This is a genomic window from Arthrobacter sp. Hb9-2 (genome assembly GCF_059091165.1).
In genome coordinates, this window is the sequence record NZ_JBNHGJ010000041.1 from 1 (window position 1) to 25,986 (window position 25,986).

27 protein-coding genes, 2 tRNA genes, 1 other RNA gene and 1 pseudogene are annotated in these 25,986 nt (G+C 64.4%); 19 read left to right on the forward strand and 12 right to left on the reverse strand.

Going from position 1 to position 25,986, the window contains the following annotated elements:
- Positions 1-448: pseudogene (locus AC5RV1_RS18525) on the reverse strand (pyruvate dehydrogenase (acetyl-transferring), homodimeric type); the annotation flags it as partial.
- A 425-nt stretch (positions 449-873) separates the two neighbouring features.
- Between AC5RV1_RS18525 and AC5RV1_RS18530 the strand changes: the two are divergent.
- The 7 genes from AC5RV1_RS18530 to AC5RV1_RS18560 all read left to right on the forward strand — a co-directional run bounded on the left by AC5RV1_RS18530 (position 874) and on the right by AC5RV1_RS18560 (position 5,820).
- Positions 874-1,293, forward strand: a complete 420-nt coding sequence (locus AC5RV1_RS18530; RefSeq protein WP_163162713.1) for a DUF3052 domain-containing protein — start codon at positions 874-876, stop codon at positions 1,291-1,293.
- Positions 1,290-1,784 (forward strand): peroxiredoxin, encoded by a 495-nt coding sequence (locus AC5RV1_RS18535; RefSeq protein ID WP_493995568.1) that lies wholly within the window; start codon positions 1,290-1,292, stop codon positions 1,782-1,784. The genes AC5RV1_RS18530 and AC5RV1_RS18535 overlap by 4 nt, the downstream gene beginning before the upstream one ends.
- A gap of 6 nt (positions 1,785-1,790) precedes the next feature.
- The gene (locus tag AC5RV1_RS18540) at positions 1,791-2,711 is read left to right on the forward strand and encodes an NAD-dependent protein deacetylase (protein ID WP_493995569.1); all 921 of its coding nucleotides are present in this window, start codon (positions 1,791-1,793) and stop codon (positions 2,709-2,711) included.
- Positions 2,712-2,818: 107 nt separating this feature from the next.
- A tRNA-Val gene (locus tag AC5RV1_RS18545) sits at positions 2,819-2,891 on the forward strand.
- Between the two features lie 92 nt (positions 2,892-2,983).
- Positions 2,984-3,274 carry a hypothetical protein gene (locus AC5RV1_RS18550; protein WP_493995570.1) on the forward strand — a complete coding sequence of 97 codons (291 nt, stop codon included), beginning with the start codon at positions 2,984-2,986 and terminating at the stop codon, positions 3,272-3,274.
- 245 nt (positions 3,275-3,519) lie between these two features.
- Positions 3,520-4,317, forward strand: coding sequence for an IclR family transcriptional regulator (locus tag AC5RV1_RS18555; RefSeq protein WP_493995571.1), 798 nt, complete (start codon positions 3,520-3,522; stop codon positions 4,315-4,317).
- 156 nt (positions 4,318-4,473) lie between these two features.
- A complete protein-coding gene (locus AC5RV1_RS18560) occupies positions 4,474-5,820 on the forward strand; it encodes an MFS transporter (protein WP_493948966.1) in 1,347 nt (448 codons plus the stop codon).
- 258 nt (positions 5,821-6,078) lie between these two features.
- Here the strand turns inward: AC5RV1_RS18560 and AC5RV1_RS18565 are convergent, their stop codons facing one another.
- Positions 6,079-7,143, reverse strand: a complete 1,065-nt coding sequence (locus AC5RV1_RS18565) for a D-2-hydroxyacid dehydrogenase (RefSeq protein ID WP_493995572.1) — start codon at positions 7,141-7,143, stop codon at positions 6,079-6,081.
- Positions 7,144-7,202: 59 nt separating this feature from the next.
- Between AC5RV1_RS18565 and AC5RV1_RS18570 the strand changes: the two genes are divergently transcribed.
- Genes AC5RV1_RS18570 through AC5RV1_RS18580 form a run of 3 tightly spaced genes read left to right on the forward strand, consistent with a single transcriptional unit; the run spans position 7,203 to position 9,969 of the window.
- Entirely contained in the window at positions 7,203-8,132 is a 930-nt protein-coding gene (locus AC5RV1_RS18570) for an NAD(P)-dependent oxidoreductase (RefSeq protein ID WP_493948964.1), read from the forward strand.
- The gene (locus tag AC5RV1_RS18575) at positions 8,129-8,899 is read left to right on the forward strand and encodes an SDR family oxidoreductase (RefSeq protein ID WP_493995573.1); all 771 of its coding nucleotides are present in this window, start codon (positions 8,129-8,131) and stop codon (positions 8,897-8,899) included. The genes AC5RV1_RS18570 and AC5RV1_RS18575 overlap by 4 nt, the downstream gene beginning before the upstream one ends.
- Positions 8,899-9,969: an L-idonate 5-dehydrogenase gene (locus tag AC5RV1_RS18580; RefSeq protein ID WP_493948962.1), complete on the forward strand. Its 1,071-nt coding sequence runs from the start codon at positions 8,899-8,901 to the stop codon at positions 9,967-9,969. The genes AC5RV1_RS18575 and AC5RV1_RS18580 overlap by 1 nt, the downstream gene beginning before the upstream one ends.
- Before the next feature lie 13 nt (positions 9,970-9,982).
- Here AC5RV1_RS18580 and AC5RV1_RS18585 read toward each other — a convergent pair whose 3' ends face one another.
- On the reverse strand, positions 9,983-10,708 hold the full coding sequence (locus tag AC5RV1_RS18585; RefSeq protein ID WP_493948961.1) for a FadR/GntR family transcriptional regulator: 726 nt from the start codon (positions 10,706-10,708) through the stop codon (positions 9,983-9,985).
- A gap of 200 nt (positions 10,709-10,908) precedes the next feature.
- Here AC5RV1_RS18585 and gnd point away from each other — a divergent pair, with 200 nt between their 5' ends.
- Positions 10,909-12,345 carry an NADP-dependent phosphogluconate dehydrogenase gene (gene gnd / locus AC5RV1_RS18590; protein WP_493948960.1) on the forward strand — a complete coding sequence of 479 codons (1,437 nt, stop codon included), beginning with the start codon at positions 10,909-10,911 and terminating at the stop codon, positions 12,343-12,345.
- A 95-nt stretch (positions 12,346-12,440) separates the two neighbouring features.
- Here gnd and epsC read toward each other — a convergent pair whose 3' ends face one another.
- From epsC to msrA, 3 genes are all read right to left on the reverse strand, one after another.
- Positions 12,441-13,025, reverse strand: coding sequence for a serine O-acetyltransferase EpsC (gene epsC / locus AC5RV1_RS18595; RefSeq protein ID WP_163162734.1), 585 nt, complete (start codon positions 13,023-13,025; stop codon positions 12,441-12,443).
- 40 nt (positions 13,026-13,065) lie between these two features.
- Positions 13,066-14,001, reverse strand: a complete 936-nt coding sequence (cysK, locus tag AC5RV1_RS18600; protein WP_493995574.1) for a cysteine synthase A — start codon at positions 13,999-14,001, stop codon at positions 13,066-13,068.
- A gap of 65 nt (positions 14,002-14,066) precedes the next feature.
- A complete protein-coding gene (gene msrA / locus AC5RV1_RS18605) occupies positions 14,067-14,591 on the reverse strand; it encodes a peptide-methionine (S)-S-oxide reductase MsrA (protein WP_430225602.1) in 525 nt (174 codons plus the stop codon).
- A gap of 101 nt (positions 14,592-14,692) precedes the next feature.
- Here msrA and AC5RV1_RS18610 point away from each other — a divergent pair, with 101 nt between their 5' ends.
- Together AC5RV1_RS18610 and AC5RV1_RS18615 are read left to right on the forward strand one after the other, a co-directional pair.
- A complete protein-coding gene (locus AC5RV1_RS18610; RefSeq protein ID WP_493948958.1) occupies positions 14,693-15,616 on the forward strand; it encodes a Nif3-like dinuclear metal center hexameric protein in 924 nt (307 codons plus the stop codon).
- Positions 15,617-15,726: 110 nt separating this feature from the next.
- Complete coding sequence (locus tag AC5RV1_RS18615; protein ID WP_493995575.1) at positions 15,727-16,464, forward strand: zinc ribbon domain-containing protein; 738 nt, start codon at positions 15,727-15,729, stop codon at positions 16,462-16,464.
- Between the two features lie 79 nt (positions 16,465-16,543).
- Here AC5RV1_RS18615 and AC5RV1_RS18620 read toward each other — a convergent pair whose 3' ends face one another.
- On the reverse strand, positions 16,544-17,308 hold the full coding sequence (locus AC5RV1_RS18620; protein WP_493948956.1) for a YaaA family protein: 765 nt from the start codon (positions 17,306-17,308) through the stop codon (positions 16,544-16,546).
- A 56-nt stretch (positions 17,309-17,364) separates the two neighbouring features.
- On the opposite strand from AC5RV1_RS18620, the gene rnpB reads away from it, so the two are divergent.
- From rnpB to AC5RV1_RS18645, 5 genes are all read left to right on the forward strand, one after another.
- An RNA gene (gene rnpB, locus AC5RV1_RS18625) (RNase P RNA component class A) lies at positions 17,365-17,757 on the forward strand.
- Between the two features lie 44 nt (positions 17,758-17,801).
- Positions 17,802-18,344 (forward strand): TspO/MBR family protein, encoded by a 543-nt coding sequence (locus AC5RV1_RS18630; protein WP_493995576.1) that lies wholly within the window; start codon positions 17,802-17,804, stop codon positions 18,342-18,344.
- Between the two features lie 261 nt (positions 18,345-18,605).
- The gene (locus AC5RV1_RS18635; RefSeq protein ID WP_430225597.1) at positions 18,606-20,084 is read left to right on the forward strand and encodes a glyceraldehyde-3-phosphate dehydrogenase; all 1,479 of its coding nucleotides are present in this window, start codon (positions 18,606-18,608) and stop codon (positions 20,082-20,084) included.
- Positions 20,085-20,159: 75 nt separating this feature from the next.
- Positions 20,160-20,369 (forward strand): hypothetical protein, encoded by a 210-nt coding sequence (locus AC5RV1_RS18640; RefSeq protein WP_493948954.1) that lies wholly within the window; start codon positions 20,160-20,162, stop codon positions 20,367-20,369.
- Positions 20,370-20,481: 112 nt separating this feature from the next.
- Positions 20,482-21,279 (forward strand): HNH endonuclease family protein, encoded by a 798-nt coding sequence (locus AC5RV1_RS18645; protein WP_493995577.1) that lies wholly within the window; start codon positions 20,482-20,484, stop codon positions 21,277-21,279.
- Between the two features lie 60 nt (positions 21,280-21,339).
- Here the strand turns inward: AC5RV1_RS18645 and def are convergent, their stop codons facing one another.
- The 3 genes from def to orn form a co-directional block, all read right to left on the reverse strand.
- A complete protein-coding gene (gene def, locus AC5RV1_RS18650; protein ID WP_493948952.1) occupies positions 21,340-21,912 on the reverse strand; it encodes a peptide deformylase in 573 nt (190 codons plus the stop codon).
- Between the two features lie 99 nt (positions 21,913-22,011).
- Positions 22,012-22,084: transfer RNA gene (locus AC5RV1_RS18655), tRNA-His, on the reverse strand.
- 129 nt (positions 22,085-22,213) lie between these two features.
- Positions 22,214-22,843, reverse strand: a complete 630-nt coding sequence (gene orn, locus AC5RV1_RS18660) for an oligoribonuclease (RefSeq protein WP_493948951.1) — start codon at positions 22,841-22,843, stop codon at positions 22,214-22,216.
- A 167-nt stretch (positions 22,844-23,010) separates the two neighbouring features.
- Here orn and mptB point away from each other — a divergent pair, with 167 nt between their 5' ends.
- A complete protein-coding gene (gene mptB, locus AC5RV1_RS18665) occupies positions 23,011-24,564 on the forward strand; it encodes a polyprenol phosphomannose-dependent alpha 1,6 mannosyltransferase MptB (RefSeq protein WP_493995578.1) in 1,554 nt (517 codons plus the stop codon).
- Here mptB and AC5RV1_RS18670 read toward each other — a convergent pair.
- On the reverse strand, positions 24,557-25,240 hold the full coding sequence (locus AC5RV1_RS18670; RefSeq protein WP_493995579.1) for a DNA alkylation repair protein: 684 nt from the start codon (positions 25,238-25,240) through the stop codon (positions 24,557-24,559). The two genes, mptB and AC5RV1_RS18670, sit on opposite strands and share 8 nt — an antisense overlap.
- A gap of 7 nt (positions 25,241-25,247) precedes the next feature.
- Entirely contained in the window at positions 25,248-25,985 is a 738-nt protein-coding gene (locus tag AC5RV1_RS18675) for an alpha/beta hydrolase (RefSeq protein WP_493995580.1), read from the reverse strand.
- Between the last annotated feature and the right edge of the window lies 1 nt (position 25,986).

A 25,986-nucleotide genomic window follows, 5' to 3' on the forward strand; every position in this document is an offset into this window, starting at 1 on the left:
AGACCTGGTCCCCGCCGCCGGGGTGGTCCTTGCCGCGGAAGAAGTGGTTGAAGCCCACCTCGTACAGGGTCGCGGCCCCGGCGTAGGTGGAGATGTGTCCGCCCACGCCGATGTTCGGCCGCTGGGACCGGTGCACCATCACCGCGGCGTTCCACCGCATGTACGCCCGGTACCGGCGCTCGAACTCCTCGTTGCCGGGGAATTCTGCTTCCTGGTCCACCGGGATGGTGTTCACGTAATCGGTGGTGGTCACCATCGGCACCCCGACGCTCTGCGCACCGGCACGCTGCAGCAGGCTCCGCATGATGTATTGGGCACGCTCGGTACCCTGTTCCCTGATCAACGAATCCAGGGACTCAACCCACTCGGCGGTCTCTTCCGGATCACGATCAGGCAGCTGGTTAGTCAACCCGCTGAGGATATGGGAGGTATCTTCTCCTGCAGCCACGTCCAACCTCTCTTTGCGCGCATTGATGGCGCACTCAGGCCGGGCAGGGTGACCGCCCGGCGTATATACGCCGTGTGCGACGTATCGGTTACAACAGCCCGGTCATGTGTGCCGGGCTAGGGTCCTAGCATTCCTACGTCTGCATTGGAGTTACAGGGTTGTTGCCCCGCAGGCATAGTTGTCACCTGCCACTCTAACTCTGTCCGTAACGCGATGCGTAGCCGCGGCTTGGACGGCTCTGTTGTATTTCGCCGTCATACTGGTTGTGTGACGAAAAGCCGCTGCGGGCGGGTTGGCCACACTGGTGTGACGCAGAATATGCGCCATCCCGGGGCGCCAGCTTGAAGCGCAGGCACAAAGGGTGTTGGCTTGGGAGTAATGGAAATCACTATGCGCACTGCATATATGAGGCATTGGAGGAACACGTGAGCGAGGCCGACGCCGCCACTTCGGTAAATGTGGCGGAAAAATTGGGTTTCAAGAACGGGGATCTGATTCAGGAGTTCGGTTACGACGACGACGTCGATTTCGACTTACGTGACGATATTGAAGACCTCACGGGCTCGGAGCTGTTGGATGAGGACGACCATGAGGTGGCGGATGCCGTCATCTTCTGGTGGCGCGACGGCGACGGAGACCTTGTGGACAGCCTTATGGATTCGCTGACCACCCTCAGCGAAAACGGCGTTGTCTGGGTCCTCACTCCGAAGTCCGGCAGGGCCGGGTACGTTTCGCCGGCTGATATCCAGGAAGCTGCGCCGACCGCCGGGCTGCACGTCACAACCTCGGCAGGCGTGTCCAAGGACTGGAGTGCAGCCCGCCTGGTGATGAGGAAAAACAAGTGACGGCAGCGCTTGACGCTGCTTCTGTAGTTGTGCCCGCGGTTGGCGGGCCCGCACCTGGCTTCGAACTTCGCAATCAGTTCGGCGAACCCGTCCGGCTGTCATCCCTTCGAGGCCGGAACGTAGTCCTTGTGTTTTATCCGTTCGCTTTTTCCGGCATTTGCACCGGGGAACTCTGCGAGATACGGGACAATCTTGCGATGTTCGAGGATGCGAACGCCACGGTCCTGGCCATCTCCGTCGACAGCAAGTTCAGCCTTCGCGCCTACGCCGCGCAGGAAGGCTACAGCTTCGACCTGCTGGCCGACTTCTGGCCCCACGGCGGCGTGGCCAGCGCCTACGGCGTCTTCGATGCGGACAGCGGCATGGCGAAGCGCGGCACGTTCATCATTGACGCCGCCGGAAACGTCCGCTACTCGGTGGTGAACCCGCGTGGCCAGGCCCGGGACCTTCAGGAATACCGCATCGCATTGGCCGGCCTGAGGCAGGCCTGATCGGCCATGGAACAGCAGCGGGCGGGTGTAGGCCTGACAGGCTTCGCCAGCATGCCGCCCGTGACGGCAACACGTCCTTCCGCTGATGAGCTTGACGTCCTGCTGCGGATTCGCGGGGTCCTCGCAGGCAACCCCTTTGCCCTGCTGACTGGCGCCGGGCTGAGTACCGATTCGGGCATTCCGGACTACCGCGGACCGGGCTCGCCTCCGCGTTCCCCCATGACGTACCAGGAGTTCATCAAGGACGGGGCCAACCGTCAGCGCTACTGGGCACGAAACCACATCGGCTGGTCGCACCTCCGGCACGCTGATCCCAACCAGGGCCACCAGGCGGCTGCCGAACTCGAGCGGCGCGGCTACCTCACCGGCTTGATCACCCAAAACGTTGACCGGCTCCATGAAGACGCCGGAAGTGTCAATGTGGTTGACCTGCATGGCAGATATGACCAGGTGGTTTGCCTCCAGTGCCGCCGTACCTACTCCCGGCGCTTGCTTGCGGGAGTGCTTGAAGAGCTGAATCCGGACTTCCTGACACGCGCCGCGGAATCGGGTCTTGTGGAGATGGCGCCGGATGCGGACGCCACCGTCGAGGATCAGGCGCTGATCAGCAGCTTCGTGGTCGCTGTCTGCCCTGCCTGCGGCGGAACGCTGAAGCCCGACTTTGTGTACTTCGGCGAGAATGTGCCCAAAGATCGTGTTGAGCGCTCATACCGGATGGTTGACGATGCCCATGCGCTGGTAGTCGCCGGATCATCACTGACAGTGATGAGTGGCTTGCGCTTCGTAAGGCACGCCGCCAAGGACAAGAAGCCGGTGATCATCATCAACCGGGGGGCGACCCGCGGCGATGACAAGGCAACGATAAAGCTCGACGCCGGCGTCAGCGAATCGCTGACCTGGCTCGCCGCCGAGCTCCCGCCCCTGTAGGGGGTGCGCTCAGGGACGCGGGCGGCGCCGATTCGCGTTTCGCGGCCTGCGTCGGGTAGAGTCTATGTTCGTTGGTTGCGGCGCTGAAGCGCTGGATTCAGCGCAATGGGTCTTTAGCTCAGCTGGTAGAGCGCCACGTTTACACCGTGGATGTCATCGGTTCGATCCCGGTAGGACCCACAAGGAAACCCTGTAGTTTTGGCCGTAGCGGCGGAAACTGCAGGGTTTTTTCGTTGCGGCCCAATGTCAGTGCCCCGCCGTAGATTGCAGGCATGGAACATGTGATGGTGCGGACGGGAAGCAACAAAATGCCGACGGCGGTAGTGACCAACGGCAGGGAATGGACTGTGGGTGCGGAACCAGTCCGGTGGTTTGAGCGGGTCAACTGGTGGGAAGTCAACCGCAGGATGCCCAAAGGCCTCAGCCGGGTGGACGTCGAGGTCCTGCAGGTCCAGGTGAGGCTCGGAGGAAACAGCGGCTCTGCGCTGACCACCATGCTGCTGGAAAGGGACGGCATGGGCGGTGGGTGGCGCCTGCGCGAAGCAGTCGCGGACGCGGCGTAATAAGTGCGCTTGGACGTATCCGGGCATTGGAAAACCCTCCACCGCGACTATTGGGGGATGCCGCGGTGGAGGGCCTGTGATGAATATACCGTGAACTGCACGAAACAAAAAGTTGTCCGCATTGTGTCGGCTGTGTCGGGATGCTTCCCAGGGATCGGACTCAATGACGCCCCAGCCATTAGAATGGTTGGTGTTCAGCTGGATGAACAGCACGCTCCAGCGCAGGCGCCTACATAAGGAGAATCATGGCCGATTCCCGCACCTCCCGACCCGCTGACGGCCTGGGAAGCGCCTCGCCGGCGCCCGCCGTCACCCGGGCAGCCGCTGTATTGGATGCCCTTGCCGCATCGGCAACCGGAAGGCTGACCCTGAGCGACCTGGCCCGCGAACTCGGCATTCCCAAGTCATCCACGTCCAATCTGCTTTTGGCGCTGGAAGAGGCACGCCTCATCAGCAGGCATGGAGCTGAATTCACCCTCGGCCGCAAGCTGGTGGAACTCGGCGCCGCCTATCTCAGCCGTCTGGACGAAGTGCAGGAGTTTTACCGGTACTGCGAGCAGGCTCCCACGCTGTCCGGGGAGACGGTCCGGATCGCCATGCTGGATGGAACCAACGTCATCTACCTCGCGCGGTATGAGGGACATCCCGCCGTCCGCCTGACGTCCAACATCGGTGACAAGATGCCGGTTTCCCTGTGCGCCGTAGGAAAGGCGCTGATCGCCCGGCTGCACGATCATGACATCGACGACATGTTTCCCGACGATGCTCAATTGCCCGTCCTGACGCCGAAGTCGCTGCGCACCGGTGCAGAGCTGAAAGCCCAGCTCCACACGATCCGGGAGCAGGGCTACGCGTTCGAAGACGAAGAATCCACTACCGGCGTGGTGTGCCTTGCTGTGTCCGTTCCCACCAGGGGTGCGCACGGCCCCAGCCTGGGACTTTCGGTGACTGCACTGAAGGCCACCTATACCGAAGAGCAGGGTTCGCAGATGGTCAAGGAACTCCGCGAACTCGCGCGTTCCCTCGGCAACCCCATGGGCTGAAGGGCCGAAAACGCGGCTGGTTTCACAAAATAATTGTCCAGCACCTTGCCGGGTGTTCAACTTGCTGTACGCTGTTCAATACAGTGACCAGCACGGCTCGTGCCGCCACTGACCCACCAGGCCAACGGGGGCCTGGAGTGTGATGAGGGAGTTCTTGTGACAACTCGTACTAATGCACCGCAGGCCGAGGACGGCGCCGTCGTTGAACCGGACCAGCTGCGAAGGGCAACTCTTGCCAGTTCCGTAGGTTCCGCCCTGGAATACTACGACTTCTACATCTATGGCCTCGCCTCAGCGCTGATCTTCGGGCCGCTGTTCTTTGCCCCGCTGGGTGAGAGCGGTGCCGTCATCGCTTCCTTCGCCACGTACGGTGTGGGCTTTGCCGCCCGTCCCTTCGGCGGGGTGGTTTTCGGCTACATCGGGGACAGGTTTGGACGCAAGATGGTCCTCATCCTCACCATCGGCTTGATGGGCATGGCCAGCTTCGCGATCGGCCTGCTGCCCACGTTTGAGCAGGCCGGCATGCTGGGTGCCGTCCTCCTGGTGGCCCTGCGCATCATCCAGGGACTGGGCGCCGGTGCAGAGCAGGCCGGCGCAACCACGCTGATCTCGGAAGTCGCGCCGCGCCGCCGTCGTGGCTTCTTTGCTTCCCTGCCGTTCGTCGGCATCCAGCTCGGTACCCTCCTCGGCGCCGGCACCTTCGCACTGATGGCGCTGGCCGACAAGTCTGTCCTGCACGGCTGGCTGTGGCGTGTGCCGTTCCTGGCCAGCTTCATCCTGATCGTTGTTGCCGTCTTTATCAGGCTCCGGCTGAAAGAGACTCCGGTCTTCCAGGAGCTCGAGAAGCACAAGGCCGTCGTGAAGAACCCGGTGGGCCAGATCTGGAAGCACTCCAAAAAGAGTGTGCTGGTGGGAATCGGCCTGCGGATGGGCGAAAACGGCAACTCCTCCATCTACTCGGCCCTTTTGGTGTCCTTCATCAGCATGCCTGCAGGCGTCTTCGCCGGCGACAAGTTCATCGGCCCCACCGGCCTTCTGATTGCCGCCGCATTCGCAGCAGTCATGGTGGTCACCTTCGGTGCACTGTCTGACCGGTTTGGCCGCGTCCCGGTCTATCGGTATGGCGCGCTGTTCCAGGCAGTCATCGCGCTGCCGGCGTTCTACCTGGTGACCCTTGGCAACGTCACGCTGGTTTGGGTGGTCATGGTAGTGGGCATCGCCCTTGGCGTGCAGTCGATGCTTGGCCCCCAGTGCGCAATGCTGCCAGAGCTTTTCGGATCCCAGCACCGGTTCACGGGCGTTGCACTGAGCCGCGAACTCTCGGCAGTCCTCGCCGGTGGCTTTGCCCCGATGATCGGTGTCGCCCTCCTCGCCGCCACCAACCACTCCTGGCTTGTTCCGGCCATCTATTCGCTGGTCCTGGCATCCATCTCCTTCTTCACCACCTTCTTCACTCCCGAAACCCGGGGCAGGGACCTGGTCCTGGTGGAGGACGCAAGCTAGCCAGACAGCTCCTTGCGGGGGCCGCTTTCCCTGACGGGGAAGCGGCCCTTCCTTATGCACTGGGGCGGCGGAAGGGGCGGTGGGCAGCAGGTAGTGAGCAGCAGGCAGCAGCAGACGCGGGCGGCAGCGGGTGCGTTGCCGAACCTGGTGCTGCATGCGAAAGGCCCCGGCTGGTTCCTCATGGAAAGGAACCAGCCGGGGCCTTGCATTGAGTGCCCGGCGCCCCAGCGGGGAGTCTGTTGGGGCGGGGGCTGCCGTTTAGTAGAAGTGCACGGTGTCTACGAGGTGGGGCAGCTCGCCGCCGGCCAGGAAGATGCGGAGGTTGCTGCAGAACCGCTCCGTAATCAAACGGTTCTCTGCTGCACTCAAGGCGGAGGTGTGCGGCGAAACCAACACCTTGGGGTGGCTCCAGAGCGGGCTGTCCTGCGGGAGCGGTTCGACCGCAAAGACGTCAAGGCAGGCGTAAGAGACCTGGTCATTGTCCAGGGCCTCGAGCAGCGCTTCCTCGTCCACCACTGTGCCCCTTCCCACGTTGACGAAAACAGTGCCGGGCTTCATGGCCGAAAAGACGTCCCGGTTGAAGAGCCGTTCCGTGTAAGGGGTGCCGGGCAAGGTGTTGACCACAGCGTCTGCGGTGGCAAGGAGGGTCGCGAGGCCGTCGTTGTCCGAAACCTGCTCAATCCCCTCCAGCGGTTCCACGGTGCGCTTGGTGCCGCTGACCTTCATGCCGAGGGCACGGGCCAGGCGGGCCGTCTCAAGTCCGATTTCGCCCAGGCCGGAAATGACCAGGCGGGAACCGCTGACAAGCCGGGTTGGGGTCCTTAACTCAGGCCAGACTTTGGCCTCCTGGTCCCTCACGAGCTCAGCGGTTCGTTTGAAGCCGTTGAGAATTCCCAGGGTGGCGAACTCCGCCAGGGGAAGGGCATGGACTCCTGCGGAAGTTGTCACCTTGAACTTCTGCAGCGTTTCCTGGTCCAGTCCGGAGGCTTTGACGGCTCCGCCGGCTCCGGCTGCCATGGCGTGGACCCACTGGAGGTGCGGGTTGTCTGCAGCGATGCGGGCAAGGCCGGCCGGGCTTTCGTTGGGGATGCCGTACAGGACCTGGGCTTTGTTAAGCATGTCCCAGTACCGTTCCTCCTGCCCGGGGGAGCGTTTGAACGCGGGATCGCCGGTATGGTCGGCCGGGTACCGCTCCGGAGGGAGCAGTTGTGGGTCGTAGAGGACTGTGACAGACGGGTCGACGGCGCGTATGCGCTCGACGAGCTCCTCTTCGAGGGGGACGGCGATGGCCACGGTAATGGGAGAGGTCATAGTGTCCATCATACTGAATAGCGGCTAAGATACTGAACAATTCTTTGAGCACAACGACGTGAGGCTGACGTATGCACGGTAGAAGAGCGGGCTTTGTTGGATTGGGTCTGATGGGCTTCCCGATGGCCGCCAACGCCATCCGGAACGGATGGCAGGTCACGGGTTGGAACAGGTCGCCCGGTCCCGCGGTCCAGCTGCAGAAGGTCGGCGGCGCAAACGCAGCGAGGATCGAGGACCTGCGTGACCTCCCGGTGATCGTCTTTATGCTGCCGGACCTTGCCCATATCGAGGAGGCGGCGGCCAGGCTGCTTGGGAGCTGGGAACACCAGCCGCCGGCGCCGGGAACCATCGTGCTGGTCATGAGCAGCGTCTCGCCCACTGCGGTAAGGGGCTTCGGCGAACGCGTTGTGGCACTGAGCCGCGGCCACGTGCAGGTAGTGGACGCTCCAGTCAGCGGAGGAACAAAGGGCGCTGAGGAGGGAAAGCTCGCCATAATGGCCGGGGGAGATACTGCCGCTTTCCAAAGTGTGGAGCCCCTGCTGCGGTCTATGGGTACCACCGTGCGGCATCTGGGCCCGCTGGGGTCCGGATCCCTTGCGAAGGCATGCAATCAGCTGGTTGTTGGAACCACGACGGCGGCGCTCGCCGAAGCTGCCGAGCTTGCCGAGCGTTCCGGGCTGGACCCCGCGGCGCTGTTCGAGGTGCTGGCGGGAGGGCTCGCCGGCAGCAGGGTGCTGGACATCGTGGGTCCGCGGCTGGTCAGTAAGGATTACGCCCCCACGGGCCCCGCTAAATTCATGCACAAGGACCTCTCCTTTGTTGTGCAGGCAGCACGGGCGTCTGGGACAGCAGTGCCCATGGCGGCAGCCGGCGTCGAACTTTACGCAGAATTGAAGCGCCAGGGCCTCGGCGAGCAGGACCTCGCCGTGGTGCGCCAGGCTATTTCCCACCTCAGCGAACAAGCCACGGAAACCGTGGCGGAAGGAACAGTAAAGTCATGAGTTTGCTATTCGATTTGACCGGCCGGGTTGCGCTGGTGACGGGTTCGAGCCGGGGGATCGGCAACGCCTTGGCCCGCGCTCTGGCCGACGCGGGGGCAACGGTGGTGCTGAACGGTGTCAACGGGGAGCGGCTCAAGGCTGCCGAAGCCGCGATGGCCGCGGACTACGCTCCGGGCCGGGTGCACAGTGTTGCCTTTGACGTCACGTCCGACGCCGAGGCGGCGCGCGGCGTCGCGTGGGTGGAGGAGCATGTGGGGCCGCTGGAGATCCTGGTGAACAACGCGGGCATCCAGCACCGGGTGCCGATGCTGGAGTTGGACGTGAAGGACTGGGAACGGGTGATTTCCACTGACCTGACCAGTGCTTTCCTGGTGGGGCGGGAGGCGGCGCGGTTTATGATTCCGCGCGGGCACGGCAAGATCATCAACATCTGTTCGGTCCAGACGGACCTGGCCCGGCCGACGATCGCGCCGTATATTGCGGCAAAGGGCGGGCTGCGGAACCTGACCCGGGCGATGACGGCCGAGTGGGCCGCGTCGGGGCTGCAGATCAACGGGATCGCACCGGGTTACATCCATACCGAGATGACGCAGAACCTGGTGGACGATGAGGCCTTCAACTCCTGGATCCTGGGCCGGACGCCGGCGAACCGGTGGGGGACGGTGCAGGACCTGGCCGGCCCGGCGGTGTGGCTGGCGTCCAGCGGTTCGGATTTTGTGAACGGGCAGACGATTTTTATCGACGGCGGAATGACGGTGGTGGTCTGATGACACTGGATACAGCGCTCCCCGCCCCGGTCCTTCCCGTCACCGGCCCGGCCGTGGTGGCCCACGCGGCCGGGGACCTCCGGATCGACGAGCTCACCCTGGCCGCCCCGGCCGCGGATGAAGCCGTGGTCGAGGTGCACTACGGCGGGATCTGCGGATCGGACCTGCATTACTGGCTCCACGGAGCCGCGGGCGAGTCCATCCTGAAGGCGCCCCTGGTGCTCGGGCACGAGATCTCCGGGACCGTCGTCCGCGCCGCCGCCGACGGTACCGGCCCCGCTGCCGGGACGGCGGTGGCTGTCCATCCGGCCACGCCCGGTCCTGGTGCTGCCCGGTACCCGGCGGACCGGCCCAACCTGTCCCCGGGCTGCACCTACCTGGGCAGCGCGGCCCGTTTCCCGCACAAGGACGGCGCGTTCAGCCGGTACGTGAACCTCCCGGCCCGGATGCTCCGGACCCTACCGGGCAGCATCGACCTGCGCACCGCAGCACTGATCGAGCCGGCCTCCGTGGCCTGGCACGCGGTGGCAAGGGCGGGGGAGGTGGCCGGGAAGTCAGCGCTCGTGATCGGCAGCGGCCCCATCGGCGCCCTGGCCGTCGCGGTCCTGAAACGGGCCGGCGCGGCCAGGATCACCGCCGTCGACATGCACGAAAAGCCGCTGGACATCGCCCAGGCGGTGGGAGCGGACCAGGTGCTGCAGGCCGGGGACGCTGAGGCGATCGCCGCCATCGAGGCCGACATCGTGATCGAATCCTCCGGCAACCACCACGGCCTCGCCTCCGCCATCCAGGGCGCAACCCGCGGCGGCACCGTAGTGATGGTCGGGCTGCTGCCAACCGGCCCGCAGCCGGTCCTGATCTCCCTGGCCATCACCCGGGAACTGGAGCTGAAGGGCTCCTTCCGGTTCAACGACGAGATCGACGACGTCATCGCCGCCCTCGCCGACGGCACCCTGCACATCGACCCCGTCATCACCCACGAATACCCCGTCGAGAAAGCACTCGAAGCCTTCGACGTCGCACGAAACTCCGCCGAATCCGGCAAAGTACTGCTGAGTTTTACTTCCTGACAGGGCGGTGGGGCTAGCGGCGCACGGGAATGAAAACGCGTGGTTGTTCTGTCCAGGTATCCGACATCTGGGACATGGTCCGGCGCATGATCCGGTCCGAGGCGTCACGCGCCGCCTCGGCATCGCCCCGGGCAATGGCCTCCGCGACGTCGACGTGCCACTGCAGGGCGGCCTCGTGCGGATGGTCGGGCATGAGGCCGTGGACGGTGCGCCCCGTCAGGGTTTCGGCCACCTGCCCCATCAGGTTGGCGAACATTTCGTTGCCCGAGCCGGAGAGCAACAGGGAATGGAACTGGATGTCCAGCTCCAGGAAGCGGGGCACGTCACCGTTGTGTCCGGCATCCCGCATGGCGTAGGCGACGTCCACGAGTTCCAGGCGCAGCGGCGCGGGGGCGTTCCCGGCGGCCAGTTCCGCCGCTGCGGGTTCGACGGCGGCGCGCAGCTCGGCGAGTGAGCGCAGCTGGGCGCCCCGCGCGTCGCTGGCCAGGCGCCAGCGGATGACCTGGGGATCAAACGGGTTCCAGCGGCTCGGTGGCAGGACCCGGATGCCCACCCGCTTGGTGGTTTCCACCAGGCCCAGGGACTGCAGGACGCGGACCGCCTCCCGGATAACCGACCGGGACACCTTCAGCTCGTCCTCCAGCTGCTCCGCCAGTATCACGTGGCCAGCGGGCAGGTTGCCCGAGACGATTCGGGTGCCCAGATTCTCGATGGCACGGTGGTGGAGGCTGGTGGTCATGCTGCTAAGCCTAGTGGCAGCCACTGCTCCGCCTGCCTTTCGCCCTGGACGGGAAACGACACAAAAGGTTCCAATAGGTGGGCGTTACTTTCCTGTGACCCCGGGAATATATATGCTTTATTCAGACCCATGGTCTGCAACCGTGCTTCCGCGCAAAGGGAGCCACTGCACATCCAACGCACGTATGAATTGGAGTTTTGATGTCTGCACACATCGGTGTCACCGGCCTAGCGGTGATGGGGGCCAACCTGGCCCGCAACCTCGCGCGGAACGGCTTCACGGTCGCACTGCACAACCGTTCAGTGGAGAAGACTGACGCCCTGCTGGAGAAGCACGGCTCGGACGGCGACTTTATCCGCACCGAAACCCTGCAGGAGCTGGTGGACTCCCTGGAGAAGCCCCGCCGGGTCCTGATCATGGTGAAGGCCGGCAAGCCCGTTGACTCCGTCATCGAGCAGCTCGAACCGCTGCTGGAGGCCGGCGACATCATCATCGACGCCGGCAACTCCCACTATGAGGACACCCGCCGCCGCGAAGCCGCGCTGGCCAAGAAGGACCTGCACTTCGTGGGCGTCGGCGTCTCGGGGGGTGAAGAAGGTGCCCTCAACGGCCCCTCCATCATGCCCGGCGGTTCCAAGGAGTCCTACAAGGCCCTCGGTCCGCTGCTGGAAAAGATCTCTGCCAAGGTCGACGGCGAACCGTGCTGCGCCTGGGTGGGAACCGACGGCGCCGGCCACTTCGTCAAGATGGTCCACAACGGCATCGAATACGCCGACATGCAGGTCATCGGCGAAGCGTTCGACCTGCTGCGCTCCGGTGCAGGCATCGAGCCGGCTGAGCAGTCCAAAATCTTCTCCGAGTGGAACAAGGGCGAGCTTTCCTCCTTCCTGATCGAAATCTCCGCAGAGGTCCTGGGCCATGTTGATGCCAAGACCGGCAAGCCTTTCGTCGACGTCGTGGTGGACGCCGCAGGCCAGAAGGGCACCGGCCGCTGGACCGTCATCTCCGCCTTGGAACTGGGCTCCCCGGTCTCCGGCATCGCCGAATCCGTGTTCGCCCGCGCCCTGTCTTCGCAGGCGGGCCAGCGCAAGCTGGGCCAGGAGCTCCTGGCCGGCAACGAGGCTTCAGTGGAAATTCCGGAGACGTTCGTCGAGGACGTCCGCCAGGCCCTGTACGCCTCCAAGCTGGTGTCCTACGCCCAGGGCCTGGACATGCTCACGTCCGCAGCCAAGGAATACGGCTGGGACCTGAAGCTGGACGAAATTGCTTCACTGTGGCGCGCCGGCTGCATCATCCGCGCCGAGCTGCTGAAGGACATCACCAAGGCTTACGCAGCTGACGAGAAGCCTGCCAACCTGCTGTTCGCTCCGGCCTTCACCAAGGCCATCGCCGAGGCTGTTCCGGCCTGGCGCCGCGTTGTTGCCACGGCTGTCCAGCTCGGTATTCCGGTGCCCGTGTTCTCCTCCTCGCTGGCCTACTACGACGGCCTGCGACGCAAGCGCGTTGCTGCCGCCCTGATCCAGGGCCAGCGCGACCTCTTCGGCGCCCACACCTACGGCCGCGTGGATGCAGAAGGCACGTTCCACACCCTCTGGGGCGAGGACAAGTCCGAAATCGAGGCAGTGGACACCCACTAGTTCCGCAGAACGCCGAATGGCCCGCAGCTCCTGGAGAAATCCAGGAGCTGCGGGCCATTCGTTCAGGTCAGCAGGGCGTCAACGCGCGGTGACGGTCAGAGATGGTATTCGATCTCGTACTCAGCCGGATCCACTGCGGGCTTGGTCTCCCGCTGCGCGTCCCGGTGGCGCCACTTGGCGGGAACGCCGGTGACGATCGATTCCGGCGGCGCGTCCTTCACAACCACCGCGTTGGCGCCCACGGCACTGTCCTCGCCGATGGTGATCGGTCCCAGGATCTTCGCGCCGGCGCCAATGGTTACGCGGTCGCCGATGGTGGGATGCCGCTTGATCCTCGCCAAGGAGCGGCCGCCCAGCGTGACGCCGTGGTACATCATCACGTCTTCGCCGATCTCCGCCGTTTCACCGATGACCACGCCCATGCCGTGGTCAATAAAGAACCGGCGGCCGATCGTGGCGCCGGGGTGGATCTCGATGCCGGTGACGAATCTGCCCAGCTGGGAGATCAGCCGCGCGGGGAAACGCAGGGCCGGGTTCTGCCAGAGACGGTGCGTCAGCCGGTGGATCCAGATGGCATGCAGGCCGGAATAGGCGAAAAAGTTCTCGAAAGAACCTCGAGCCGCCGGGTCATGGGACCGGGCGGCGTCGAGGTCTTCCTTTAGTCTTGCGAAAAAGCCCACAAAGTTCTTTCTACAGGAAACGGGCGGATGGCGGTTCTAATCAGTTGCGGATGTCGTCATAGAGCACCGTGGAGATGTAACGCTCGCCGAAGTCGCACACCACGGCCACGATCAGTTTGCCTGCGTTCTCCGGGCGCTTGGCCAGTTCCAGCGCGCCCCACACGATAGCGCCGGAGGAGATGCCGCCGAGGATGCCTTCCTTGACGCCGAGCTCACGGGCTACGCGGACCGAGTCCTCGAGCGTGGCGTCCAGGACTTCGTCGTAGACGTTGGTGTCCAGGATTTCGGGGACGAAGTTTGCACCGATGCCCTGGATCTTGTGCGGGCCGGGTGCGCCGCCATTGAGGATCGCGGAGTCCTTGGGCTCTACGGCCACGATCTGGACGTCGGGCTTGCGTTCCTTCAGGACCTGCCCGACGCCCGTGACGGTGCCGCCGGTGCCAACGCCCGCGACGAAGATGTCCACGGCGCCGTCGGTGTCAGCCCAGATTTCCTGAGCGGTGGTGTTGCGGTGGATTTCGGGATTCGCCTCGTTGGCGAACTGCTGTGCCCAGATGGAGTTCTCGGTGTTGGCGACAATTTCCTGGGCCTTTTCCACGGCACCGCGCATGCCCTCGGAGCCCGGCGTCAGGACAATCTCGGCACCGAAAGCGCGCAGCATGACCCGGCGCTCGGTGGACATGGTCTCGGGCATGGTCAGGATGACTTTGTAGCCGCGGGCAGCTCCCACCATGGCCAGGGCGATGCCGGTATTGCCGGAGGTTCCTTCAACGATGGTTCCGCCGGGCTTCAGGGCCCCGGACTTTTCCGCGGCGTCGACGATGGCTACGCCAATCCGGTCCTTGACGCTGTTGGCCGGGTTGTAGAACTCGAGCTTGACGGCGACCGTGGCTTCCAGCCCCTCGCTGAGCCGGTTGAGCTTGACCAGCGGCGTGCCGCCGACCAGCTGTGTTACATCGTCATAGATCCGTGCCATGGAGATACGCCTATCTTGTGAGGGGTGAATACTGAGGTCAGCCTAACGAGGCCTCGTAACGCCCGCTAAGCGTTAAGCCATGCAGAGTAATATTTCCTGGCCTTGGCGAGTTTGGGGTTGATGATCACCTGGCAATACCCCTGCTCCGGATGCTTGGCGTAGTAGTTCTGGTGGAACTCCTCGGCAACGTAGAACCGGGGGAGGCGGCTGACCTCGGTGACGATGGGGTTCGCCCACAGAGCCTGGTTCCGTTCGATGGCTTCCTCGAAGAGGATCTTCTCTTCGGTGGTCTCGTAGAACATTGACGAGCGGTACTGGGTGCCGACGTCGTACCCCTGCCGGTTGAGCGTTGTGGGATCGTGCAGGGCGAAAAACATATCGAGGATGACCTCCGCCGGGATCACGTCCTCGTCGAAGGTCACAGCCACCACTTCGGCATGGCCGGTGGTGCCATTGCAGACCGAGTAGTAGTCCGGGTGGGGATCGTGGCCCCCCGTGTAGCCGGACACCACTGAGGTGACGCCCTTGGTCTTCTGGTAGACGGCGTCGAGGCACCAGAAGCAGCCTCCGCCTAAAACAAAAGTTTTCATGACCTCTTCAATGGTTCGCGGCACCGGATGATTCCCCGGCCGTTGTGCAGCGCCGTTTCAAACATGCGTTACGGACGGGGCGATGGGGTAAAACTAAGACTATGGAACCTGTGGACACTGACGTTACCGGCCAGGAGAATCACGACGGCGACGCCCCCTCCGGCGCGGAGGCAGCGGACGGCCAGTCCCAGGCTCCCACCCTGGGTGAGCTGCTCCTTGCTGTGGAGGAGCTGTGGCCTGAGTCCCTGGCGGAGCACTGGGACGAGGTTGGGCTGGTGGCGGGGCACCCCTCGGCCGCGGTGACCCGGGTGATGTTTGCCGTGGACCCCACGCTTGAGGTGATTGAGGAGGCGGTGGAATGGGGCGCGGAGCTCCTGATCACCCATCACCCGCTGCTGCTGAAAGGTGTCACCACTGTCGCTGCCACCACCGCCAAGGGCCGGGCCGTCCACCGGCTCATCGAGTCGGGCACCGCGCTCCTGACCGTGCACACCAACGGTGATTCCGCCGTCGGGGGTGTGTCCGACGTACTCGCCGACGCCCTGGGCCTGCAGGACGTCGCCCCGCTCACTGTGGCAGCCAATGGCCTCCCCGAAGAGGGAATCGGGCGCGTCGGTGACTTGGCGGACGCAATGACCCTGGGTGACTTCGCAGCACGTGTCTTCGGCATATTGCCCTCCGTGGCGGGGGGCGTGCGCGTCTCGGGGGACAAGGACGGCCTGGTGCGGCGGATTGCAGTCTGCGGCGGTGCCGGGGATTCGCTGTTCAATGAGGTGCGCGCCAGCAACGCGGATGTGTATGTCACCGCCGACCTTCGCCACCACCCGGCGTCCGAGGCCCGGGAAGCGGCGCTGAACGGCCGGCCTTACCTGGTGGACGTCTCGCACTTCGCCAGCGAGTGGCTATGGCTGCCGGCAGCCGCCGCAGCGTTGGGCAACGTCCTCGCCGACCAGGGCCACGACGTTGAAATCCAGGTCAGCACCACCAACAGCGATCCGTGGGACTTCATCCTGACTCCGGGCTAAGCCTGGCGTGCGGGTTCGTCGCGAGGCAGGGGAGCAGGGCAGGCGCTAGAGTCTAGGAAGCGCCGTTCAGGTGCCCGGCTCCGGCCGGAAGTAATTAAGCGGAGGTAAAAGTGGCGAAGGCAGCACCGGCGGAACAGTTGAAGTTGCTTGAGCTGCAGGGACTGGACGCCAGGCTGAAGTCGCTCGCCAACCGCCGCCGCTCGCTGGAGAACGATCCCAGGATCAAGGATCTCGAAGCTGCCTTGTCCGTCGCCAATGGTGAGTTGGGCGCCGCGAAGGTGGCCGTCCACGATGCCGAAGCCGAACTGAAGCGCGCCGAGGCGGACGTGGAGCAGGTTGCCTCCCGGATCGAACGGGATGAGGCAAGGCTCAACAGCGGAACCGGGCTGTCCAAGGACCTGGTCGCCTTGCAGAAGGACATCGCTTCCCTGAACAAGCGGCGCTCGGACCTGGAAGACGTGGAACTCGAGGTCATGGAACGGCTCGATACGCTCCGGGCCAGGCAGGCCAAGCAGCAGGGGATCGTGGACGACATCCAGGGATCCTTCGGCAGCATCCGGGAGGAGCTGGACGCAGCCCTCGCCGAAGTTGAGGCAGAAGCCAGTGGGCTCCGGAGCCAGCGTGCAGAGTTTGCCGCCGCCCTCGACGCCGGAATGCTGGCCGTGTACGAAAAGACCCTGGCGAAGCGCGGGGTGGGCGCCGCGAGGCTGTTCCACGGAACGTCCGAGGCGTCGGGAATGAAGTTGAGCCCCGGCGACCTCGCCGAGATCAAGGCTGCGTCCGCGGACGACATCGTGTTTTGCCCGGACTCCGGCGCCATCCTGGTGCGCTCGGAGGAGTGGGCGTGACCTAACTGGGTAGCGTTAAGTGTCGTTTTGACGGGTCTTAGCGACACTTAGCGCTACTTGGTTGGGGGCTGGCGGGAAATCAGCCCGGCAGGATGATGTTCAGCGCGTGTGGCTTCCGTGCCGAACCCTCCACGAGTTCGGCCTCCCACTTTTCGCGGCTGGCCTTCAGCAGCTGCTCGGGCGACTCCGGTGTCTTTCCCCTCCGGGCCAGGAGATGCCGTGCCAGCTCACCGCGGGTGTGCTTTGCAAAGTGGCTGACGACCTTCCGGACGCCGTTGACTTCGGTGAAGACGTTGACGGTAACTGTTTGGGTGGCCGGCGGAGCCCACGCTGCCGCGTAGGTGCTGGACCGGCAGTCCACCAGCAGGTGCCCTGAAACGGCCCCGGCCAGCGCATCGGCGAGTTGCGGTTTCCAGAATGAGGCGAGGCGTCCGACGTCGGGCAGCGCCGTTCCCATGGATAGCCGGTAGGCAGGCACATTGTCGCCGAAGCGGATGGCGCCCCAGAGCGCCGAAATGACGAGTACCGACTCGTCCGCCTTGCGGCGTTGGCCGGCAGTAAGTGTTTTGTAGCCCAGTGCGTCGTACAGCACACCTGAGTAAATCTGGTGCGCCGGAGCCGCCGGTTCAGCATGCAGCCGGGTGTTGCGTTCGACGTCGTCCTTCAGCGATGCCCCGACCCCCAGCAAGGCGAGGGCGTCCTCGTGCGCGCTCACCGTCCCCAGCGCGTCCAGCACCTTGGCACGGTAGGAATTCAGCTGCGGGAAGCTCAGGGCGGGCCAGTCGACGGCGGATCCACGGACCGCGGGTGTCTTGCCTTCAGAGGGGGGAAGCAGAATCAGCACCGTCCGATCCTACCGGCGGCGGGAAAGCGGCACGGCGCCGGTAGACTGGATCTGGATGGGTTGACCAGGCGGCCGCGCGTCACGCAAGTGGCTCGAGGAACGTCCGGGCTCCGCAGAGCAGGGTGGTGGGTAACGCCCACTCGGGGTAACCCGCAGGCCAGTGCCACAGAAAACAGACCGCCTGGGTCGCGCCGGTTTTGAAAGCGGCACGAAACAGGTAAGGGTGAAACGGTGGTGTAAGAGACCACCAGCTTCCCGGGTGACCGGGAAGGCTAGGTAAACCCCACCCGGAGCAAGGCCAGACAGGGCACGTTTGAGGGCTGCTCGCCCGAGTGTCCGGGTAGGCCGCTGGAGGGCGCCGGCAACGGCGTTCGTAGATGGATGGCCGCTACTCCCGCACCGGCAACGGGGCGGGAGCACAGAACCCGGCGTATCGGTCAACCCATCCACTCAACCGGTTTGACCTTGGAAGCTCTGTTGGGGATGCTAAACCGTGCCCTCTAATACTGATGGACAACCCGGGACGGGAACGGCCCCGCCGCCGGTCCGTTCCCCGGGCAGGCAAGTTGTTGCGCTGCTTGGCTTCCTTGCCCTTTCGTATGCCGTCTGCATGCTCGCCTCCATCCCGATCATCCTCAATTCCAACGGCTGGTTTGCGGACTCGGTCAAGGCCCCCTGGATGCCGGCGGGATGGATGTTCCGCGCCGCCTGGCTTTCGCTGTATGCCGGAATCGCCGTGGCCGCCTGGCTGGTCTGGCGGAGGGGAGCCCTGGTCCGGCCGGTCGCACGCTTGTATGGTCTGCAACTGTTGCTCAACCTGGCCTGGCCCATAATCTTCTTTGGCATGTACCCCATGCTCGGCGCAGCGGCTTTATGGATCGCCCTCGCGGTGATCGGCGCATTGGCTGTTGTCCTGGTCCTCCTCATCCTGCGGTTCGGGCCCGTCAGCACGGCGGCCGGGCTGCTGGTTTTGCCCTACTTCTCCTGGGTGGTTTTCTCCGCGAGCCTCAACCTCTACTCCGCCATCCACAACTGAAGCCCTACCAGAGCGGCCGGAATCCTGGTGTGAGTGATTTCACGCGGCTCGAGCCACCCCCGGGCAGTCCGCCAAATTAGAATGGATAGCGGACGCAGGAGTTCTTCCGCCGGAATTGCGTTCGCACCCGGCGGTTTTCTTTTGCACACGATCCAGGCACCTGGGGGACAAACCCCGCAGGTGCCGGTGCCCCTGGACATCATCAGGTGGCCGACATCCGTGTACGAGGACGTACGCGGCTGAACCGAGGAAGGTATTTCTGTGAGCCAGACGTCTGATTCTTGTCTTGATACGTGGATGGGCCGGGAGGCCCTCGCCGAGGCCATGATTCCGGTTATCGGCCGGCTGTACCGCGAAAACAATGTGGTGACCAGCATCCACGGCCGGAGCCTGATCAACAAGTCCACCATGAACATCCTCAAGGCGCACCGCTTCGCGCGCAGGATGAGCAAGGATGAGCTGCTGCTGGAGGAGACCGCTCCGCTCCTGAACACCCTGGCGGGGCTGGAGCTCGGTGCGGCCGCGATCGACATCGCCCGGCTGAACCAGAAGTTCAAGGAAGAGGGCGGCGACGCCACCCTGGAGGAGTTCCTCCGCGAGGAACTCGCCGAGATCGTGGGCAAGCGCGGCGGCGACGACCGCACCAGCACCGACGTCGTGCTGTACGGCTTTGGCCGCATCGGCCGGCTCCTGGCCCGCCTCCTGATCGAAAAGGCAGGTGGCGGCCACGGCCTGCGGCTGCGCGCCATCGTTGTCCGCAGGGGCTCCGATAACGACCTGTCCAAGCGCGCCAGCCTGCTGCGCCGCGACTCGGTGCACGGCTCCTTCGAGGGCACCATCCGCGTTGACGAGGCAGCCAACACCATCACCGCCAACGGTGTCCAGGTGCAGGTTATTTACTCGGACAACCCCGCCACCATCGACTACACCGCCTACGGCATCAACAACGCGCTGGTGGTGGACAACACCGGCCGCTGGCGCGACGCCGAAGGCCTGTCCCAGCACCTGCAGAGCAAGGGTGTGGCACGGGTGCTGCTGACCGCCCCGGGCAAGGGCGAGCTAAAGAACATCGTGCACGGCATCAACCACCGCAGCATCGAGGACACCGACCAGATCGTGTCCGCGGCCTCCTGCACCACCAACGCCATCACACCCGTCCTGAAGGCCATCAACGACAAGTTCGGGGTAGTCCACGGCCATGTCGAGACGGTCCACTCGTTCACGAACGACCAGAACCTGATTGACAACTTCCACAAGGGCGACCGCCGCGGCCGTTCGGCAGCGCTGAACATGGTGATCACCGAAACGGGAGCAGCCAAAGCAGTGGCAAAGGCCCTGCCCGAACTTCTGGGCAAGCTCACCGGCAGCTCCATCCGCGTCCCCACCCCGGACGTCTCCCTGGCCATCCTGAACCTGAGCCTGGAAAACGGGACCACCAAGGATGAGGTCAACGAGTACCTGCGGGAGATGTCCCTGCACTCGGACCTGCGCAAGCAGATCGACTACATCGATTCCCCCGAGGTGGTTTCCACGGACTTCGTCGGTTCCCGCCGTGCAGGCATCGTTGACGGACTCGCCACGATCTCGAACGAAAAGAACCTGGTGCTCTACGTCTGGTACGACAACGAGTTCGGTTACAGCTGCCAGGTTGTCCGCGTCATGGAGGAGATGGCCGGTGTGAACCCGCCATCCTTCCCCGCCAAGGAATCGGCCGCAGCCCTGGCCGCAATTTCCGTCTGATCCAGCCCTCCGGGCAATCTCGATTTCCCGGCTGATTCGCTGGAATCAGCCGGGAAACGGGACCACACTTGTGCCATGGATAAAGATTCGACGCTCCAGCATGAAACTACCCTGGAACACGCACTCGATGTGGCAAAGGCCAATCACAAAGAGGCCGTCCGCCTGCTTGAAGGCGCCCGCGCCGGCCACGCAGCGGGCGACGTCAGCGAGGACCGGGTGCGGCAGCTTGAGGGACTCCTGGCCATCGCCGAGGAGGACCTTCGACGGGTGATGCGGGAGCAGTAGCTCCATCAGTCTGACCCTCACCCGCCCTCCACAGTGTGGATATCGGCAGGGATGATGCTCGGCTGTCCTACGCTCTTCTGGTGCATCAACAAACCGGAAGGGCAGGAACCCCATGACCGTGAGCTGGTCCGCCTACCGCCGTGCCCGGCGCCGTTCCCGGCAGGCGTGGGGAGTGCTCGCAGTTGCTGCCGTCTCGGCGCTGGGGGCTTTGTTCTGGTTCTTCACCGCTGGCCAGTTTGCCGTAACGGAGCCCGCCGCTTCCGGGCCCACAGAAGCTCCCGTCTTTGACCCCGGCTGGATGAAGCCGGTTGTGCCGGTCCATCCGGTGCCCCCGGGAACAGCCCTCTCGGTACTGGACGGACTTGTCGTGAAGGGACGCGCGGGGAAGGACAACTACAGCAGGGAGGCGTTCGGCCAGGCCTGGCAGGATGTTGACCGCAACGGCTGCGATACCCGCAACGACATCCTGCGGCGTGACCTTACGGACGTGGTCTTCATGGAAGGGTCCACGTGCCGCGTGGCCGCCGGGACCATCCATGAACCCTACCTCGGACGGTTTGTGGACTTCCGCCGGGGCTCAGAAAGCAGCCGGGCAGTCCAAATAGACCATGTCGTTGCCCTGGGTGACGCATGGCAGAAGGGCGCGCAACAGCTGACGGCAGGGGAGCGGCAGAGCCTCGCCAACGATCCCCTGAACCTCATCGCAGCGGACGGACCGGCCAACCAGCAGAAGAGTGCCGGCGATGCCGCCACCTGGCTCCCCAGGAACAAGTCGATCCGCTGCCACTATGTAGCCCGCCAGATCTCCGTCAAGGCTGCTTACGGGCTCTGGGTCACGGAGGCAGAAAAGGACGCCATGAAGCGGGTTCTAGGGTCCTGCCCGGACCAGCAGACCGTTTCAGCCCGCTGATCCCTGAACCCGGGCGATCCTGGCGCGTCGAGGCAGCCGGCCATCGTCCCGCTGTCGGGCCTAATGGCCGAAGGGGTCCGGGTCCACGCCGGGCATCCAGGTCAGTCCGGGAACGCCCCACCCGTTTTTCTTGGCCTGCTTCATGGCCTTGCGGGCGTAGCGGTCCATCAGGCGGTTGACGTAGAGCTTGCCGTCAAGGTGGTCGTACTCATGCTGCATCACTCGGGCGAACCAGCCGGTCGCCTCGAACTTGACCGGCTGCCCAAAGCCGTCAAAGCCCTCCACGCGAGCCCACTCGGCGCGCTTCAGCGGGTACTGCCCGCTGGGGAAGGACAGGCAGCCTTCCTCTTCCTCGTCGGGGTCGGGGACAGCCCCGGAAATTTTGGACAGGGTGAGGACCGGGTTTACCAGCACGCCGGTGGGGGGAGCGCCGTCGTCGTTGGCGAATTTGTACACGAAGATCCTCTTGCCCACCCCAACCTGCGGGGCCGCAAGGCCCACGCCGTTGGCTGCATCGTTCGTTTCGAACATGTCCGCGATGAGGGACCGCAGTTCGTCGTCGAAAACTTCCACTTCGGTTGCCCTGCGGTGCAGCACGGGCTCTCCCCAAATGGTGATTGGCAGAACAGTCATCCCTCGGTCCTTCGGCGGTATCTTGTGCAAAAGAAAGGAGGCTGCACCGGATATCCGGTGCAGCCTCCTTTGTGGACGGCTGTAATACCATCCCGTGAGGGTGAGCTACGGGGGTTGAACCCGCGACCTCCTGGACCACAACCAGGCGCTCTGCCAACTGAGCTAAGCCCACCATGCGCCCTGCAGATTTACCGGCGAACCGGCTCTCTTGAAAGGCAACTCAAATAGCTTACCTGCTCTTCAAGGGTGCTTTGTCCACTTTTGCCGATTTCACCGAAATTTCCCGCAAACGTGGTGCAGATTACGCTTCCGGCTGCTGGGTGTCGCCGGCGGCGGAGATGCGCTTCGCGATCCGCTGGGCCGTAGCGCTGTCGGGTCCGGGCGGCGGCACAAACACGGCTTCCCGGTAGTAGCGGAGTTCATCGATCGAATCCTTGATGTCCCCCAGTGCGCGGTGGCCGCCCTTCTTTGCCGGCGACTGGAAGTAGGCCCTGGCGAACCAGCGGCGGGAGAGCTCCTTGATGGTGCTGACGTCGATGACGCGGTAATGCAGGTGCTCCACCACGGAGGGCATGTCCCGCGAGAGGAAGACGCGGTCAGTGCCTACCGAGTTGCCGCCCAGGGGTGCCTTGCGCGGGTCCGGTACCCACTTTTCGATGTACTCCATAACGGCGGCTTCGGCTTCGGCCATGGTGGTGCCGTGGGGGAGTTCCTTGAGCAGCCCGGACTTGGTGTGCATGTCCCGGACGAAGTCGTTCATCTGGGCAAGGGCCGCATCATCAGGTTTGATCACTACGTCCACCCCGTCACCGAGGATGTTCAGTTCGGAGTCCGTGACCAGGGCTGCCACCTCGATCAAGGCGTCGTTCTTGATGTCCAGACCGGTCATTTCGCAGTCGATCCAGACGATTCGTTCGTTAGATATAGGCACCGGACCAGCCTACCGTTACACCTCCCGGCTGCCTGCCGGTGCTAGGATTTCGGGTACGCGGCGGGACCACTTGCTGTCGTTGTAACCCGCCTCGGCCGGCCGTGCAGCCCGCCGGGCAGAATCGCGCCAAGCCAAGAGCGCAAACCAAGAGATTGGACGATCCTGAGATGACGGCGCCTTTGCCTGCAGCGGGGGAGCTTGCGGCCGTTGACACTGCCGCAACTGTGGCCGACGTCGATAATCCCCGCTCACCGCTTCTGGCCGGATTCGTGGGCTCGATGTTTATGCTGATCGGTTCCTTGGGAGTGGGCTGGCTGGCTCCCGTCTCGGAACTCCGCCGGATGCCCCTGTTCATCTGGATGCGGGCAGAAGCAGGCGGCGTGGCCCTGTCCATCGTTCTGTTGGCGGTAGGCGGGATGCTTCTGGTGCGCGCCTGGCTCCGTTTGGGCCAGCGCGTTCATGTCTGGGGAGAAGAAGCCCGTAAGGCGACACTGATGGCAGTGGTCGCCTGGGGGCTGCCCATGATGTTCAGCGTGCCGCTGTTCAGCCGCGACGTCTACGCCTACATCGGCCAGGGCCGCCTGATGGTGGAGGGCTTCAACCCGTACGAGAACGGCATCTCGGCGCTCTCCAACTACTTCCAGCTGGGCGCGGACAAGATGTGGACCGAGGCGCCGGTTCCCTACGGGCAGTTGTTCCTGTGGATCGAGCAGTTTGTTGTGTGGGCCACCAACGTCCAGCCGGAGACCAGCGTGATGCTGTTCCGGCTGGTGGCCGTGGCCGGCGTGGTCCTCTGCGTGATCTATGTGCCGAAGCTTGCGGAGCTCCATGGGGTCAATCCCCACCGGGCCCTCTGGCTCACGGCCGCCAACCCACTCTTCCTCACCAACTTCATAGCCAGTGTCCACAATGACGCCCTCATGATCGGATTGGCCCTGGCGGGCCTCTACTACTCAGCCACCCGCCGCGTGGTCAGGGGCATCGTCCTGGTGACACTCTCGATCGCCGTCAAACCCATCACCATTGTTTTCCTGCCCTTCATCGGGCTGCTGTGGGCAGGGAAAAACGCAGGCTGGCTCCGGAAGTTCGCCTTCTGGGGGCTGACCGCAGGATTGAGCCTGGGGACCCTGGTGCTAATGAGCCTGGTGAACGGGTTCGGCTTTGGCTGGATCAACGGGCTTTCCGCTCCGGGCAGCATTTACATCTGGTATGCGCCGGTGGGGCTGATCGGCATGGTGGTCGCCTCACTGGGTAACTCATTCGGGATGGACGGATGGCTCCTCGCCGATTGGGTGTTCGACGCCGGGAAGCTGCTGGCGGTGGGCATCGTTGCCTGGCTGATCTTCAGGGGTGAGCACGACCGCCTGATCCGCCGGCTGACTCTTGCGTTTGCGGGAATTGTCCTGCTGGCACCGATGATCCAGTCCTGGTACGTGGTGTGGCTAATTCCGTTGTTTGCCGTGACCGGCATCCGCAACGACTGGCAGGTCAAGGCCCTCTATTTTGTGGTCTCGTTCTTTATGATTTACGCCATTTCGGACCAGCTGGAGGTTTTCCCTTACCTGCAGACCGCGGACCTTGGGTTGGCGCTGGCATTGGCGCGTGTAGCCGCCGCCGTGACCGGCCTGCTGTTCGGCCTCTACCTGATCTTCTGGGATCCGAGCACGCGAAGCCTCTTCCGGAAGAGTTCCGATCCTGTGGTGGAACGCCCCGTCATCTAGTCAGGTGCTTGAGCGCTTCCCGGCGTGACAGTGGGCTTATTCTCTCCCCGTGTCCAGCCACGAAATCCGACACCCAGCCCGGCGCGGTCTTAGCGTACTCCCGCAGGGCCCAGCCGATCGCTTTCCTGATGAAGAACTCGGGATCGGAAAGGTTCGCCTCGATAACACGGCGCAGGAGTTGGGGATCGGTGTCCCCTTTGGCCTTCAGCTGCGCGGTGATCGATGCACGCCTGATCCAGAGGTCCGGGTCGGTGCTCCACTCCAGAATTACCGCCGACACCTCGGTACGGTGGGCCTGCAGAAGCGAGCAGATCCGGCCTGCCACACCGTCGGCGAAGTCCCACCAGCCACCCTGGCGGATGATCTCCTCGTAGACCGGAAGCATCTTCAGGTCCTCGGCCACCAGCTTGCCGAGGGTCAGGTCGATGGCCGCATACCGCTCCTCGCGGAACTCCGCATCGCGCCATAGTTCCAGCACGGTGGCCCGCTGCACGGCTGCTGACTCGAAGGGATACCGGGCAACGGCAGCCGTGGTCAGCCGGCGCACATCCGGAACCCGCACACCCAGGAACGGCATGGGGGATTTCATGTACGCCTGCGCACCGGCAGCACGCACCGGGTCCGCCGCTTGCTGGAGCCGGATGCGGATGGCATCGAGCACTTCCCGATTGACCATACGGGGATCAGGAGGGGTCGGTCCAGCCCGCCCGGCCCAGCCAGCCCGCACACAGTGAACTCCATTGATCAGGCCCGGGCTCGCCGTCGGCAAGGCCCAACCCATGGCGTCCGTGCGGAAAGACGTGCAGCTCAGCGGGCACGCCGGCGCTCAGCAGCGCACCTGCGTAGCCGAGGGTGTGGCTTACCGGTACGGCGGCGTCGTCGGCCGTGTGCCAAAGGAACGCGGGCGGCGTTTCGCCGGTTACCTGCTGTTCTGCTGACAGCTCCGCCAGGACGTCCGACGTCGGCGCCTCGCCAAGGAGGTTGTCCACCGACCCCTGGTGCACTTCCCGGGTGTAGGACACCACCGGGTAGCACAGGACGGTGAGGTCGGGGACAGCACCGGGAACGTCCAGGTCAGCGCTGCCGGTGGCCACCGCTGTGGAAAGCGTCGCCGCAAGGTGTCCGCCGGCGGAAAACCCGAGTACCCCCACGCGTTCCCGGTCAACAGCGAGGCCGTGCGCTCCGCCACGGATGTGGAGCATTGCCTGCTTTGCATCCTCAAGCGGCGCCGGGTGCCGGTCAGGGGCAACACGGTACCGCAGGACAAACGCGTGAATGCCCAGGCCAGCGAGCCAGTCGGCAACGGGCTCCGCTTCATGGTCCGCCTGCCGGGCGTAGCCGCCTCCGGGGAGGACCAGGACTGCGGGCCGGTCACCGGCGGCGCCGGTGCTGGACGGGACGGCTGTCAGGCGGGGCGCCACG